This window comes from Marinobacter sp. S0848L, from assembly GCF_023016065.1.
In the GTDB taxonomy this organism is placed as follows: domain Bacteria; phylum Pseudomonadota; class Gammaproteobacteria; order Pseudomonadales; family Oleiphilaceae; genus Marinobacter.
Map to the genome: position 1 here is coordinate 134,935 of NZ_JALKAQ010000003.1, position 13,775 is coordinate 148,709.

General features: G+C 56.0%; 13 protein-coding genes. 8 read left to right on the forward strand and 5 right to left on the reverse strand.

Translation table 11 applies throughout. From position 1 onward, the window contains the following. Positions 1-41: 41 nt before the first annotated feature. The 5 genes from MWU64_RS05690 (at position 42) to MWU64_RS05710 (ending at position 4,455) form a co-directional block, all read left to right on the forward strand. Positions 42-806, forward strand: a complete 765-nt coding sequence (locus MWU64_RS05690; protein ID WP_247062392.1) for a hypothetical protein — start codon at positions 42-44, stop codon at positions 804-806. Between the two features lie 158 nt (positions 807-964). Further along, a complete protein-coding gene (locus MWU64_RS05695; RefSeq protein ID WP_247062394.1) occupies positions 965-2,122 on the forward strand; it encodes an iron-containing alcohol dehydrogenase in 1,158 nt (385 codons plus the stop codon). 16 nt (positions 2,123-2,138) lie between these two features. Next, positions 2,139-3,167 carry an NADP-dependent oxidoreductase gene (locus MWU64_RS05700; protein WP_247062404.1) on the forward strand — a complete coding sequence of 343 codons (1,029 nt, stop codon included), beginning with the start codon at positions 2,139-2,141 and terminating at the stop codon, positions 3,165-3,167. A gap of 49 nt (positions 3,168-3,216) precedes the next feature. Next, positions 3,217-3,894, forward strand: a complete 678-nt coding sequence (locus MWU64_RS05705) for a type 1 glutamine amidotransferase domain-containing protein (RefSeq protein ID WP_247062406.1) — start codon at positions 3,217-3,219, stop codon at positions 3,892-3,894. Between the two features lie 123 nt (positions 3,895-4,017). Continuing rightward, positions 4,018-4,455: a YtoQ family protein gene (locus MWU64_RS05710; RefSeq protein ID WP_199005708.1), complete on the forward strand. Its 438-nt coding sequence runs from the start codon at positions 4,018-4,020 to the stop codon at positions 4,453-4,455. Between the two features lie 86 nt (positions 4,456-4,541). Here the strand turns inward: MWU64_RS05710 and MWU64_RS05715 are convergent, their stop codons facing one another. Further along, on the reverse strand, positions 4,542-5,951 hold the full coding sequence (locus MWU64_RS05715; protein WP_247062408.1) for an SPFH domain-containing protein: 1,410 nt from the start codon (positions 5,949-5,951) through the stop codon (positions 4,542-4,544). 209 nt (positions 5,952-6,160) lie between these two features. Here MWU64_RS05715 and MWU64_RS05720 point away from each other — a divergent pair, with 209 nt between their 5' ends. Further along, positions 6,161-7,048 (forward strand): DNA ligase, encoded by an 888-nt coding sequence (locus MWU64_RS05720; RefSeq protein WP_247062410.1) that lies wholly within the window; start codon positions 6,161-6,163, stop codon positions 7,046-7,048. Between the two features lie 10 nt (positions 7,049-7,058). On the opposite strand, the gene MWU64_RS05725 is transcribed toward MWU64_RS05720, so the two are convergent. Then, on the reverse strand, positions 7,059-7,661 hold the full coding sequence (locus tag MWU64_RS05725) for an ATP-dependent zinc protease (RefSeq protein ID WP_247062412.1): 603 nt from the start codon (positions 7,659-7,661) through the stop codon (positions 7,059-7,061). A 279-nt stretch (positions 7,662-7,940) separates the two neighbouring features. Here MWU64_RS05725 and MWU64_RS05730 point away from each other — a divergent pair, with 279 nt between their 5' ends. Then, a complete protein-coding gene (locus tag MWU64_RS05730) occupies positions 7,941-8,519 on the forward strand; it encodes a porin family protein (RefSeq protein WP_247062413.1) in 579 nt (192 codons plus the stop codon). Between the two features lie 54 nt (positions 8,520-8,573). Here the strand turns inward: MWU64_RS05730 and cysK are convergent, their stop codons facing one another. After that, positions 8,574-9,545, reverse strand: a complete 972-nt coding sequence (gene cysK, locus MWU64_RS05735) for a cysteine synthase A (protein ID WP_247062415.1) — start codon at positions 9,543-9,545, stop codon at positions 8,574-8,576. Between the two features lie 104 nt (positions 9,546-9,649). Here cysK and MWU64_RS05740 point away from each other — a divergent pair, with 104 nt between their 5' ends. Then, the gene (locus MWU64_RS05740; protein ID WP_247062422.1) at positions 9,650-10,429 is read left to right on the forward strand and encodes an ATP-binding protein; all 780 of its coding nucleotides are present in this window, start codon (positions 9,650-9,652) and stop codon (positions 10,427-10,429) included. 6 nt (positions 10,430-10,435) lie between these two features. Here MWU64_RS05740 and MWU64_RS05745 read toward each other — a convergent pair whose 3' ends face one another. After that, positions 10,436-11,743, reverse strand: a complete 1,308-nt coding sequence (locus MWU64_RS05745; RefSeq protein ID WP_247062424.1) for a DUF3422 domain-containing protein — start codon at positions 11,741-11,743, stop codon at positions 10,436-10,438. Continuing rightward, positions 11,740-13,773: an ATP-binding protein gene (locus MWU64_RS05750; protein WP_247062426.1), complete on the reverse strand. Its 2,034-nt coding sequence runs from the start codon at positions 13,771-13,773 to the stop codon at positions 11,740-11,742. The genes MWU64_RS05745 and MWU64_RS05750 overlap by 4 nt, the downstream gene beginning before the upstream one ends. Positions 13,774-13,775: the final 2 nt, after the last annotated feature.

Sequence of the window (13,775 nt, forward strand, 5' to 3'; positions counted from 1 at the left end):
CTCCGACATTGCTCGGTAACATCCATCAAAAGGAAGGCGGAATGAGTTCTCGTAGTGGCAGTTTTGTCGATTGTTTTGATGTGGGTGAACAGTGTGGTGGAAGCCGTGAGCGTGCCAAGCGTTGGCACAAGCCGTTAACCGTTGTGGCCGAGAACCCGGCGGGGGCAAAGCAGGTGGTGAAAACCTATCCTTCTTTTGTGTTTCCGCTTACCCAATACTTTCGAATGCTGGCCCGGCATGAATATCGAATGCTTAAGGCTGTCGAGGGTCTTCCGTTTACCCCTAATGACGTTTATCGGTGCGCTGACTGCAGCGGTGCTCTTCAGTATCAGCACGTAGAGGGTGTGCCCCTCAAAGAGCTGAGCCGGCGTGGCGGTGTTCCGAACGACTTCTTCGTGAAGCTATACGCCTCGGTGCAACAGATGCACACAAGCGGCGTGGTGCATTTTGATCTGGGTAATTCCGGTAACGTGCTGTGCTCGCCTTCGGGCGAACCGAAAATCATCGATTTTGGGTCTGCCGTATTTTTCCGTTTATTGCCGGGGGTGATAGGAGAGTGGGCCCGCAAGAAGGATCAGTTGGGCGTACTAAAACTCTGGTACCGCTTCGACCGGAACAGCATGCCCCAGGAAATGCAGGCGTACTATCAGGCCAACTACCGGAAAAACATCTACACCCCCAGGCGTTTTCTGAAAGCGTTGAAGCGTAGCTTCATGAAACCGACGCAATCGACTGCCGAGGCCCTGCCCATGGCCGCGATTATCGGCTTGTTCTTTGGGCTGTTGGCGTTGGTGTCATTGGTCTAGGCCCCGTGGTATGTCGGTGCAATATTCGAATTTTCATTTGAGTGTAGACGACTGGTCTAATCATGTTTTAGACTGAGAGCAGATGTTAAAAACTAAGCTGATCTGATCGGCTTTTTATTTACCTAAACACTAGACGACTGGTCTAAGAGTGAGGTGTTATGAATAATTTCGAGTTCTACAATCCCACCCGAATCGTATTTGGTGAAGGCACGGTGGCGCGCCTTGATGACCTTGTACCGGCCGATGCGCGGGTGCTGGTGCTGTTTGGCGGTGAAAGTGCCAGGAAAACCGGCACCCTTGATGAGGTCAAGCAAGCGCTGGGCGACCGGCACATTGCTGAGTTTGGTGGCATTGAGCCAAACCCGACCTACGAAACACTGATGAAAGCCGTAGCGCTGATCGAGCAAGAGCGGTTCGACTTCTTGCTGGCGGTGGGTGGCGGGTCTGTCATTGACGGAACCAAGTTTGTTGCCGCCGCCGTGAATTTCGACGGCGACCCATGGAGCATTCTTGAGAAACGCGGGCGGAATATTAGCCACGCCATTCCATTCGGCTCTGTACTGACCCTGCCCGCCACCGGTTCCGAGATGAACAGCGGCGCGGTCGTGACCAACAAGGCGCTGCAGGCAAAACTGCCATTTGCCAGCCCATTGGTGTATCCCGCGTTCTCCATTCTGGACCCGGTGAAAACCTTCACGCTGCCCGCCAAGCAGGTCAGCAACGGGGTGGCCGATGCATTTACGCACATCATTGAGCAATATCTGACCTATCCGGCGAATGGTTTGGTGCAGGACCGTTTTGCGGAAGGTCTGCTGCAAACCCTCGTCGAGATCGGCCCGAAAGTATTGGAAGACCCGGAAAACTACGAGCTGAGAGCAAACCTGATGTGGGTGGCAACGCTGGCATTGAACGGTTTGATCGGTGCGGGCGTACCTCAGGATTGGGCAACCCATATGGTTGGCCATGAATTAACCGCGCTGTACGGCATTGACCATGCCCGGACCCTGGCCATTGTCTTGCCCGGCATGCTGGAGGTGCGCCGCGAGTCAAAAGCTGAAAAGTTGCTACAGTATGGTGAGCGGGTCTGGAACATTCGGGAAGGCTCTGAAGCCGAGCGTATTGAGAAAACGATTCAGGCCACCCGCCAGTTTTTTGAAAGCCTTTCGATTCCTACGCGGTTGCCGGATTACGGACTCGATGAAAGCTCCATCGACGACATCATCAGCCAACTTGAACGCCACGGCATGACGAAATTGGGTGAGCACGGAGATGTGACCCCGGAGATCAGCCGTCGTGCCCTTGAAGCCAGCCTGTAACGGAGGAGAAAAGATCATGGAACAGTCATCGTTGAAAAATCGTCAGTGGGTGTTGAACCAGCGTCCGAACGGCGCCCCAACACCCGAAGATTTCAAACTGGTGGAGAGCGACATCCCGAACCTGAACGAAGGTGAGGTGTTGCTCAAAACACGTTACCTGTCTTTAGACCCGTACATGCGTGGCCGAATGAGCGACGCGCCGTCCTATGCGCCGTCTCTGAACATTGGCGAGGTGATTGTCGGCGGCACGGTGTCGGAAGTGGTTGAATCCAAAAACCCGAAGTTCGCCAAAGGCGACCGGGTACTGGCTGGTAGCGGGTGGCAGGAATACGAAGTGTCTGACGGCACGGGTCTGATGTCGGTTGAAGGCTTACCCGAGCCTTCTTACGCCTTGAGCCTGATGGGTATGCCCGGTTTCACCGCCTATCACGGTTTGCTGAACATCGGTGAGCCAAAACCGGGCGAAACGGTTGTCGTGGCCTCGGCCAGCGGTGCGGTAGGCTCAGTGGTAGGGCAGATCGCCAAGCTGAAAGGCTGTCGGGTGGTTGGCATCACCAGTGGTGGTGAAAAACAGCAGTACGTGAAAGACACGCTGGGCTTTGATGAAAGCCTGGACCGGCATTCGCCGAATTTCGAGGCAGAGCTGGCCAAGGCCGCCCCGGAAGGCATTGATGTGTATTACGAGAACGTAGGTGGCGCAGTGTTTGATGCCGTATTGCCGCTGCTTAACGATTTCGCCCGTATTCCGGTGTGCGGTGTGATCGCCCACTACAACGCGACGGAACTACCGCAGGGGCCCGATCGCGTGCCCATGCTGGCCGGCATGATTCTGCGCAAGCGCATCCGCATGCAGGGGTTCATCATCATGGATCATTACGAAACCGGCTATGCGCCGTTCGCCAAAGAAATGACCCAATGGCTGCAAGCGGGCCAGATCCGTATCAAGGAAGACCGGGTGCAAGGGTTTGAAGCCGCCCCAGAGGCCTTCATCGGCCTTCTGGAAGGTAAGAACTTCGGCAAAGTGGTGGTGGATTTCGGAGCCTAACCTTCGCGACTTTGACCCAAAAACCATTCAGATCAGGTGAGGAAAGACTATGAACGTATTGATGGTACTGACATCCCACGATCAACTCGGCAACACCGGTGAAAAGACCGGTTTCTGGCTGGAAGAACTGGCTGCACCCTATTACGTGTTCAAAGACGCGGGTGCCAAGGTGGTTCTGGCGTCACCTCAGGGTGGCCAGCCACCGCTCGACCCTAACAGCAGTCAGAAAGACGCGCTCACCGAAGCCACCGATCGTTTCGAAGCCGATGCTGAAGCCATGGCCGCATTAGCTTCAACCGCCAAGTTGGCGGATGTCTCGCTGGAGGACTTTGACGCTGTGTTCTATCCGGGCGGTCATGGCCCGCTGTGGGATTTGGCGGAAGACCCCACGTCCATCGCGTTGATTGAAAACGCGATTAAGGCCGGCACGCCGGTAGGGGCAGTTTGTCACGCGCCCGGCGTGCTGCGCCACGTCAAAGGCCAGGACGGAAAGCCTCTGGTGTCCGGCAAAAACGTCACCGGCTTTACCAACACCGAAGAAGAAGCGGTTGGCCTGACCGACGTAGTACCGTTTCTGGTTGAAGACATGCTGAAAGACAACGGTGGGCACTACAGTAAAGGGGATGACTGGCAGTCCTACGTGGTCACCGACGGCTGGTTGGTCACTGGGCAGAACCCGGCGTCTTCGGCGGCGGCTGCAGAAGCTTTGTTGAAGTTGATGGCCTGACGCACGTTCCTGTGCGCCAGACTGCGGGTTACCGGCCAGTGCCGGATAACCCGCAGTGAACATCAGCGGGTATTGGCGTATCATCCCCGGTTCAAAGCCTTTCAATGTCTACAGGAGAGCATAATGATCTGGACTGTTTACCTATCCGGTGAAATCCACACAGACTGGCGTGAGCAGATTGCAGCCGGTGCGGAAGCCGCTGGCCTGCCGGTAGAGTTTGTGTCTGCCAATACCGATCACGATTCCAGCGACGCCGCCGGTGATTTTCTGGGCAAGCCGGAGAATAACTTCTGGCGCGACCACCAGTCTTCCAAGGTAAATGCGATCCGTACCAAGACCCTGCTGGAGCAGTGTGACATAGCGGTGATTCGCTTCGGTGACAAATACAAACAGTGGAACGCGGCGTTTGATGCCGGTTATTGCGCGGCCATGGGTACGCCCTACGTCACCCTGCACGATGAAGACATTGTTCATCCGCTGAAAGAAGTGGATGCCGCCGCCATGGCTTGGGCGCAAACCCCCGAGCAAGTGGTTGAGCTGTTGAAGTACGTTACCGCGTAATGACGGCGGTCTAACCGCCAAGCTATCAACAATCGGACAGCTGGTGAGCCCTTACAATCGAATTTCTTGATTGTAAGGGCTTTGTCTTATCGGGCCGCGGTTTGACCGCCGGCTCTGCGCAGCTGCTCCATGGCCCCCAAACTGGTGAACACTTCCAGACTGCTGACTGGGTTTCCTGAGCCGTCACCGCCCACGTAATAATCGGGCATGTCGATGGTGACATCCTTCAGCGCCGGGTACATTACCTGAGCAATATCCCGCTGGATCTCAGCCATGTAGATGTCCCGAGCGGCCTGCTTGGCCAACAGATGAGCCTTGGCAACTTCGGCCTCCGCCATACCCTGCTCACGAATGGCTTTGGCGGCGTAGGTGGCGGCTTCTGCATTGGCTTTTTGAATGTCACGCTCGGCGACCGAAATCTCCAGCTGCTTCTGCTTTTCCAGAACGGCCACGGCCTTTTCTTTCTCTTTCCGAACCGTTTCCAGCTGAGCCTGTTGGCGTTCCATTTCTACTTCTTTCTGCTTCGAAATAATGGCGAGCTCTTTGCTGCGCTGCGCGTCCTGAATTGCCCGTGCTTTTTCGATCTCTTTTTCCAGCTGTGCGGTCTTGGCTTCTGCACGCGCGGTTTCTTGTGCCTGGATCGCAGTGATGCGCTTGGCCACTAGGTCTTTTTTCTTGATCAAAAGTTCATCCAGACGTTTTTCTGGAAGTGGCCGGCCGATGGTCACCTGGCGCACCTGAATGCCGTAGGAATCCAGCGGGTTGGCAATTCGCTTGGCTTGCCCCGCCTTGTCTTGAAGAATGATGTTCTTCCACACCAGCTGCACTTTCCGCTCGAGGCGGTCGCCATCGTCGTTAGAGGAAGAGACGGCTGCCAGGTCGGTTTGCTCGATTTCAACTTGTCGCCTTTCGGTTTCGTACAGGCCGTTCTGCAACTGGTCTTCCAGCTGCACCTTGAACTTGTTCAGGCCACCTTGAAAAAATTCCTCACCGGTGTACTGGGTCGCGGTAACCACGGTTACGTTTTTCGCGTTTTTAATAAGCAGGGAGTCGATCAGGTTGTCGTAGCTGCGGAATTCCCGGTGCATGGCCACGATTTTTTCCGGGTCAGCCGACAATCGAAAACGAAACGTAGCAGGGATGCGGGCGGTATAGGTGTCTGCAAACTGAACTTCAACTTCGGTCAGCTGGCGGGTCGATTTGATTTTCTCACCACTCTCCTGATTGCCAAAGCTGAGTGTCATCGCCTGATTGTAGGTGTAAACGTTGGAAAACAGTGGAACCTTGAAGTGAACACCGGGCTCTGTGAACACGCGGATGCTGCCGAATAAGGTGTCCTGCACCACATAGGTATAGCCGAGTTGCGTAGTAAAGAACGACGACATGGCGAGAAACACCGCGAACGCGACACCGGCGATCGCGAGTATGTATTTTTTCAGGCTGGCCAGTACAGGGCTCAGCCATTGCTCGGTCCTTGAAAGTGTTTGGGAATCCATTCGATACTCCAGACGGGTTTTGGGGCGGCTGAAAGTACCTTACCCGTGGATATTGTTTGTAGGAGCATTCCGGTTCGCTTTGTGAGAGATCTCTGTAGACGTGAAAAGCGCCGGGCGGATCATGAAAAAGACGGGGCTGTCCGGGTTAGCGTTATCCATCGAGCCCAGTGTTGGTACGTACCCCACAGAACGTTATAAGGCAAAGGATGATGCCGATTGTCATCACTCGGTTGGTCGGAGCGAGAACTCTGACCACCGGTTTGATCATGTTATTGATCGTATTCATGCACTCCTCGCCTGCAAAGGCGCAACCGCCGGCTATTCCGTTGGCGAACGTTTACCAGCAAGGCGTTGACCTCCAGGCGTATTGGGTCAGTGAAAAACTGGATGGTGTGCGCGCCTATTGGGATGGGCAGCAATTCTGGTCTCGTGGTGGGCACGTTTACCAAGCCCCGGCCTGGTTCACCAAACGGTTTCCGAATCAGCCGTTGGACGGCGAGTTGTGGAGCGGGCGAGGGCAGTTTTCGGCCTTATCCGGAACGGTTCGCAAGCAGCAGTCGGTTGCGGAAGAGTGGCAGTCTGTGCGTTTTCATGTCTTTGATCTGCCAATCAAAAACACACCGTTCAGTACTCGTTATCAGCGCTTGAAACGGCTGGTGGACGAGTCCGTTTCCAGCTATCTGGTATTGGTTGAGCAAAGCACGGTCAAAGACCATGCCGCCCTTATGAAGAAGCTGGACGCAATCGTTGCGGCTGACGGTGAAGGTCTGATGCTCAAACGTAAAGCCGGTCTTTACCAAAGTGGCCGTTCGGATGATTTGCTCAAGGTGAAAACCGTTCAGGATGCCGAAGCGGTGGTGATTGGCCACTGGCCGGGTAAAGGCAAGTATCGGGGCATGATGGGGGCGTTGGAAGTCGCGCTTGAGAATGGCCGCCGGTTTCGCATCGGAACAGGGTTCAGCGATGCAGACCGGCGCATCCCACCGCCGATCGGGGCGACGGTGACCTTTCGATACCGCGGCTTTACTGCAACCGGGTTGCCCCGTTTCGCCAGTTACCTCCGCGTTCGCAATGACGAGCCAGAAAACGCCCGATGATTGTTTGGCCTTATCGGGTCAGCGCTTCCGGGCGTTCGGCCAGTTCTTCCAGTGTGCGGTATTCGCACTCTTGGGTAGCCATAAAGCTTTGGGCTGAGTCGGTCAGAATGTTGTCGTCGCGCATAAAGCGGCGGCCGAGCAAAACCGGATACGAAAAGCGCCCGCGATCGGTGAGAGAAAACTGGGTTTCGTGCAGCTTGCCGGCAATGCAGAATTCCATGTTTACCACATAGCGGCGTTGGGAGGGCGCGCCTTTCCGCTTGATCAGCACGGTGCGATGCACCGGACGCTCAAACTCCAGGATGACATCTTCGTGGTCCAACTGGCCTTCACTGGGTTGGTCTTCATGATCTCCCAGCGGCAGTTTGAACCTAACCCACTCTTCATCGTTCTTTTCAAACGGTTCGACGTTAATGGCGTGCAGGGATGAGGTCTTGGCGCCCGTGTCCAGCCTCCCTTTAAGCCGGACTTCCGTGTCGTCCATAACCACCCATTCCACGAAGCCCAGCACCTCCGGGGCTTCCGGTGAAGTGTCTGAAGCCGATTTGGCAGCTTGGGTGCCCGTGGCAAATAAAGCGCTGATAAGGGCGGGGATTATTAGGGCAAAGCGCATGCATCAACTCCTGATTTGTTCAGCGATAAAAACGTCTTTTCCGTGAGAATATCGGGAAGGCTAACAGCCCTCATCTGATGTCGTGATTGCCGTGCGATTAAGAATAGTTGAAGTGATCCCGAGTGCAGGGCCGATGGTTTAGCGTGAAGCGTTCTGGTGGAAATGTCGTAATTGCACATGAAGAAACAATGAACAAAACGTAGTCGGAGGTTAACCCAAACACGGGATTTTCCTTGGTAGGGTGAAAGCACGTAATCAAACCACGGAGGAAAACGCGTTATGAGTAATAAATCTCATGTTGTGTGTGCCACGGTTCTGAGTGCCGCAGTACTGACTGCACCGGCAGTTTGGGCACAAGACAATACCAGCCGTGACAGTTCCGGCCCGTACATCAGTGGTAGCTACGGTGGCTATAAGTCTCACGGTGGCGAATTCGACGATAGCAATGACATGCTGGGCGCCGCGCTAGGTTACCAGTTTAACGAATTTTTCGCGCTGGAGGCCGAGTACATCGACTTTGGCAACTTCGGTGACGACGACGTAGAAGGTAAGCTCAAAGGTGCCGGTCTGAGTGCCATAGGCCGTTTACCCTTAACGCAAAGCTTTGGTGTGTATGCGAAAGCGGGTGCCTTCGCGTCAGCGTTTGACGTAGACGCCTTCGATGACAGCGAGACCTACGATGACGTGAGCCCGTTTGTGGGTGCCGGTGTGGATTTCCGAGTGACGGAACAACTTACCGCCTTTGCGGAATATAACCGGTACAACGTTGATATCGATGAAGACGATTTTAACGGTCAGGTGACCAATAGCGGTCCGGATTTCGATACCGGTCGGGTGGGTCTGAAATTCCAGTTCTGATTCGTTAGTGCAGAAAGAACGAAAGCGCAGCCGGTTTCGGCTGCGCTTTTTTTATTACTGCTGATTTTCCAGTTCTCCAAAAGTGTCAGCGAACAGTGCGCTGGACAAGTAGCGCTCGGCCGAGTCCGGCAGAATCACCACAATGTTCTTACCTTTGTGTTCCGGCTGTTTGCTGACTCGAACGGCTGCAGCAACCGCGGCTCCGCAGGAAATGCCGCACAGGATGCCTTCTTCCTGCATCAGGCGATGGGCCATGGTCATGGCGTCTTCATTGGATACTGCTTCCACCTGATCGACCAGATCCATGTCGAGGTTGCCGGGGATAAAGCCCGCGCCAATGCCCTGGATTTTGTGCGGTGCCGGTTTCGGATCTTGCCCGTTTTTCACCTGGGTCATGATCGGGGAATCGGTCGGTTCAACCGCCACGGTGGTGATCGCTTTGCCTTGTGTGCCCTTGATGTAACGGGACACGCCGGTCAGGGTGCCGCCGGTGCCTACGCCTGCAACAAATACATCGACGGCGCCATCGGTATCGTTCCAGATTTCCGGGCCGGTGGTGTCTTCGTGAATCTTGGGGTTGGCCGGGTTCTCGAACTGCTGGGGCAGAAAGTGGTTTTCAGGGTCAGCTTCCGCAAGTTCTTTTGCCTTGGCAATGGCGCCGGGCATCCCTTTGGCTGGCTCGGTCAGAACCAAGTCCGCACCCAGTGCTTTCAGTACCTTGCGTCGCTCCAGACTCATGGATGCCGGCATGGTCAGCACCAGCTTGTAGCCTCGGGCGGCGGCTACGTAGGCGAGGGCGATGCCGGTATTACCGCTAGTGGGCTCAACAATGGTCATGCCGGGTTTGAGCACACCACGTTTCTCGGCATCCCAGATCATGGCCGAACCAATTCGGCATTTGACTGAATAGGCCGGGTTGCGGCCTTCAATCTTGGCCCAAATGGTGGCTCCATCGTTAACCCGGTTCAGTTTGACCAGCGGGGTATTGCCGATGGATAGGGAGTTGTCGTCGTAGATACGTGCCATGCTTTGCTCCTGCTGTCTGGTAAGATGTGTAGATCCTACCCTTGAGGGTCTGGCAAAGGCCAGACTGTAAGCAAGCAAACCTAAGAACCAAATGGAGTAAGGTTATGAGCGCGACCTCTTTTGACTGGCAAAATACGCCCGCAGCTTTATGGCGCCGCCATCGGTCAGGCTTGAGAGCGATTCGTCGGCTGGACCCGATCGGTTGGGATGACCTCACGGGTATTGATTCGCAAAAGGCCGCTTTGGAGCGCAACACCGAGCGCTTCCTGAATAAGCAGCCCTCTAACAATGTGTTGCTCTGGGGCTCTCGTGGCACGGGTAAATCGTCTCTGATTAAAGCTTTGTTGAACCGCTATCAAAACCAGGGCCTGCGGATGATCGAAGTGGATAAAGACGATCTGGTGAACCTGCCGGAAATTGTTGATGACATTTGCGATCTGCCGTTCCGGTTCGTGATTTTTTGCGATGATTTGTCGTTTGATGTGGGCGAGTCGGGGTATAAGGCGCTGAAAAGTGTGCTGGAAGGCTCCTTAGAATTGCCCCCGGAAAACGTGCGGGTGTACGCCACCTCGAACCGTCGCCATCTGATGCCCGAGTTTATGAGCGACAACCTGAAAAGCGAGGTGCGCGACGGCGAGTTGCATCCCGCGGAAGCCATCGAGGAGCAGGTGTCGCTGGCGGATCGTTTCGGACTGCAGTTGTCGTTCTATCCCTTCTCTCAGGACGTTTACCTGCAGGCAGTGGACGCGTTGTTTCCCGCGGTGGCGGATCGCGAGCAACTGCATCTTGAGGCGGTCCGCTTTGCGACCCGAAAAGGCGTGCGCAATGGCCGCTCGGCCCAGCAGTTTTACCGCCAGTTTGCGGGCGACCCCCGTTTTATCTGAGGCGTGTCACTGGCGATCTGCCATACGAATAAATCGATGGTGGATCAGCCGGATGGCAATAAACACCGTCACCAGAACCACAGGAATCGCGATGCCCAGAGCCACCGGTTTGTTAATCGAATAACCGGCGCCTGCCAGAGCACTCAGCCCCAGGCTGAGCAAGCCGATCAGGTAGTAAGAGATCGCAACTACCGAGAAGCCTTCAACCGTGTGCTGCATCATCAGCTGTATGCGCGAGCGCCGGTCCATGGAGCTGAGCAGTTCCTGATTCTGGCTTTGAATGGCCAGTTCAACCCGGGTGCGCATCATGTCTGAAGCCCGGTCTACCCGGCGGGATAAGTCTTCCAGCCGAACACTCACGGACTCACAGGTTTTGACCGCCGGGGTGAGCCGCCGGGTCATGAATTCGGTGATGGTGAGGTGGCCGGATACTTCGTCTTCCCGCAACTCTTCCAAACGGGTCAGTACCAGCTGGTGGTAGGCTTTGGTGGCCGAAAAACGGAAGGTCGAGTGGGCCCGAAACGCTTCGATTTTGGCGGCGATGTTGGTGAGTTTGGCCAGAATGGTTTGCTCATCCAGGCTTTCGTTATCCGCTAAAGCCTGCGTGATGGTGGCCAGTTGTTGGTCCATGTCGTTCAGGGCCGGAGTGATTTTCCGCGCGACCGGCAACGCCAGCAACGACATCAGTCGATAGGTTTCAATCTCCATCAGGCGCTGCACCAAACGGCCCAGCTGGCTGTCCGACATGCTGTCGTTGATCACCATGAAGCGCCCGAAGTTGTCACTGTGTAGCTGGAAGGTGCCGAGTACCCGGGCTGCGCCTTCCTGCGGGCTGCTGCCCACCAGTCGCATGCCTTCAAAATGCCGGCGCATGAATGCGGGCTCGTCGCGAGCGTGGGCCGAGGAGGGGCTCACATCGATGTGAAAGGCGGCAACCACGGTGCCTTGAAGCTGTTTCAGCCAGCCATGGGGCAGCGCGCTGATGCCGGTTTCCTCGAAAGGCTCTGCGTCTGAAGGTGCCAGATTGGTGAAGGTGTACGCGGTAAATTCCATGTGCACTTCGCGGCGAATTCGCAGTTGATCAAAGGTCTGCTCGTAGCAGGTCACTTCTTCTTCCGGCCAGGGCTCACCCAGCATGCGGTGCAGATTCTGCAGATGCTTGAACTGGTTTTGGCGTTGTTCCGGCGTGGTCACAACCGCGATGTGGGTTACTCTGGCCTGTGGCGGCAGCACCTGAAATGGCCGTGAATGCAGCTCCTGATAGAGATCGGCTCGCAGGGGGTGAAAATCCAAAGCGACGGGCTTGGCTGTCACGGGGCAGTCCTTTGTTCGTTGGGAAGTCTAGGGATGATAACGCGGAAGGCGACACCGTCAATGCCATTAAAGTGCTGGTTTTTAGCGTCAATTCGGCCACCGTGGAACTCAGCAATCAAGCGAACAATGAGTAAGCCCTGGCCCAGATGCCCCTCGGCGTTACCTTCGCGTTTCGACACAAAAGCCCCGAAAATGTCCACGCCCGGATTGACCGGCAGGCGAGAGCCTTCGTTGAATACTTCGATGTGGTAGTGCTCGGAGTCTTGCTCAAGGCGCAGCAGAATCTGGCCGCCCTCCGGGGTAAAGTCCCGTGCGTTATCAACCAGTTTGTCGAGCATTTGCACCAGCATTTCCGGTGAAGCATGCAGCGGGCAGTCGCTGTCCGGGGTCTGGCAATGGTGCTGGTGGTGCGGATCCAGTTGTTGATAGGCCGCGCTGGCCTGACGGATAACGTCTGCCAGATCGAAATGTTCCTTGTCGGCCTGATCAAAGCTCTGCTCCAACCGCGCCGCTTCGCTCATACTGTTCAGAATGCGCCTTAAGCGCTCGGCGGCGGAGGCGGCTCGTTCCAGATACTGTTGGCGTTCTTCCTCGGAATGGCTATGGGTCAGGTTCTCTAATGACGAGCGAACCACCGCCACAGGCGTTTTCAATTCATGAGACAGTCGGCGCGAGAAGCTTTCCAGATAATGGTTATAGCTTTGCAGACGCGACACCATGTGCCCGAAATGTTGCTGTAGCTGCCCCAGTTCGTCGCGAGCCCGGGCGGGCGGGATGGCTTCGAGAATCCGGCCGTCGTCGTCAACGCTGGCGCTCACCAATTTCTGTAAGCGAGCGATGCGCCATGAGAGCCAGCTGGCGTATCCGAGCAGGGCCAGCGTCAGTGCCAGAATGATCAGCAGGCTCCGAGCCAATACGCTTCCCAGAGCCGATCCTGAAACACTGAGCAGTTGTTGCATCGATTGCTTCAGCAACAGTGACCGGCCGTTGAAGAAAGGGTGCTCTGTGGCCAGCCAGACCTTACCGTCCTGCTGAACCAAGTGGTGTTCTGGCAGGCCGTCCGTGTGTAGCTGATGGGCTGTTGTCGCCATCGGTTTCGGCTGTGGCTGATACAACCGGACCAGACTGCGCAGTGCATTGAGGGTGATTTGCTCAATAATCTGGCTGGTGGACAGGTCGTCGAAGTCGGTTGAGGAAACAGGATTTTCGGCTTCGCTGTGAGCTGCTATCCAACCGGCAGGTTCCATCACAGTCACCTGTTGGCCATCGCTGAGTTGTCGGGCCAGCGCGCGCTCAAGGGCGGTATTGCGTTGAACCAGGAGCGGTGGTGGCGTGAGCGGCGTGCCTTCAGCGCTTTGGCTATCGCTGAATTGCCCAGTCTGGAAACCCAGCCGACTGCCCGGCGCGGGTTTCGGCATCCTCAGTTCCAGTTGCCAGCGCGAGCCCAGATCTTCCCACGCCACCTCAAGCTGGCGGTCTGTTTGCGTGGGGTCGCCATCAATCAGGGCGGGCACGTTGGTGCCCGGGGCCGTGGTTCTGATCAGCCATGCCTTTGGTCGGCCCGCGTCAAGTTGGCCGGGGGGCGGGCTCAACACCAGTTTGATGCGGTCATGAGGCTGGTCGGGCTGGCTGGGGTTAAAGGAGCGCAGGCCCTGATTGCGCTTTTGCACTAGTAAATACAGATACCGGTTGTTGCTGGTTAACAGCCAGCGAAGGTGGTCTTGGCCGGGGCGCGATTGCCAGGGCAATTGGTCTTCGTGGTCGCGAAAGCCGGGCCAGGTCGTTGTGAAACCGTCCACTTTCGGAAACTGGGTGGTGGTGTCGGCGTAAAGAGCATCATTGTCAGTCACCATAGGCAAACCCAGCATGAAATCGCCAGCCAGCTCTGCCAGTCGGGTGCCTTTTTCTTCCAGTTGCTGCAGTGCTTGAGCCCGCAGGGCGTTATCCAGCTCCAGCACGAATTTCAGACCGGCCCACGGGATTAGCAGCATCAGCACGCTGGCGAGAAATAACTGGCGTTTGAGGCTCACGC

What these genes read in the sequence shown, in the direction of transcription:
- MWU64_RS05700 (WP_247062404.1), top strand. Translation starts at nt 2,139, where the DNA reads ATGGAACAGTCATCGTTGAAAAATCGTCAGTGGGTGTTGAACCAGCGT.
- MWU64_RS05710 (WP_199005708.1), top strand. Translation starts at nt 4,018, where the DNA reads ATGATCTGGACTGTTTACCTATCCGGTGAAATCCACACAGACTGGCGT.
- cysK (WP_247062415.1), bottom strand. Translation starts at nt 9,545, where the DNA reads ATGGCACGTATCTACGACGACAACTCCCTATCCATCGGCAATACCCCG.
- MWU64_RS05740 (WP_247062422.1), top strand. Translation starts at nt 9,650, where the DNA reads ATGAGCGCGACCTCTTTTGACTGGCAAAATACGCCCGCAGCTTTATGG.
- MWU64_RS05695 (WP_247062394.1), top strand. Translation starts at nt 965, where the DNA reads ATGAATAATTTCGAGTTCTACAATCCCACCCGAATCGTATTTGGTGAA.
- MWU64_RS05725 (WP_247062412.1), bottom strand. Translation starts at nt 7,661, where the DNA reads ATGCGCTTTGCCCTAATAATCCCCGCCCTTATCAGCGCTTTATTTGCC.
- MWU64_RS05720 (WP_247062410.1), top strand. Translation starts at nt 6,161, where the DNA reads ATGCCGATTGTCATCACTCGGTTGGTCGGAGCGAGAACTCTGACCACC.
- MWU64_RS05705 (WP_247062406.1), top strand. Translation starts at nt 3,217, where the DNA reads ATGAACGTATTGATGGTACTGACATCCCACGATCAACTCGGCAACACC.
- MWU64_RS05730 (WP_247062413.1), top strand. Translation starts at nt 7,941, where the DNA reads ATGAGTAATAAATCTCATGTTGTGTGTGCCACGGTTCTGAGTGCCGCA.
- MWU64_RS05690 (WP_247062392.1), top strand. Translation starts at nt 42, where the DNA reads ATGAGTTCTCGTAGTGGCAGTTTTGTCGATTGTTTTGATGTGGGTGAA.
- MWU64_RS05715 (WP_247062408.1), bottom strand. Translation starts at nt 5,951, where the DNA reads ATGGATTCCCAAACACTTTCAAGGACCGAGCAATGGCTGAGCCCTGTA.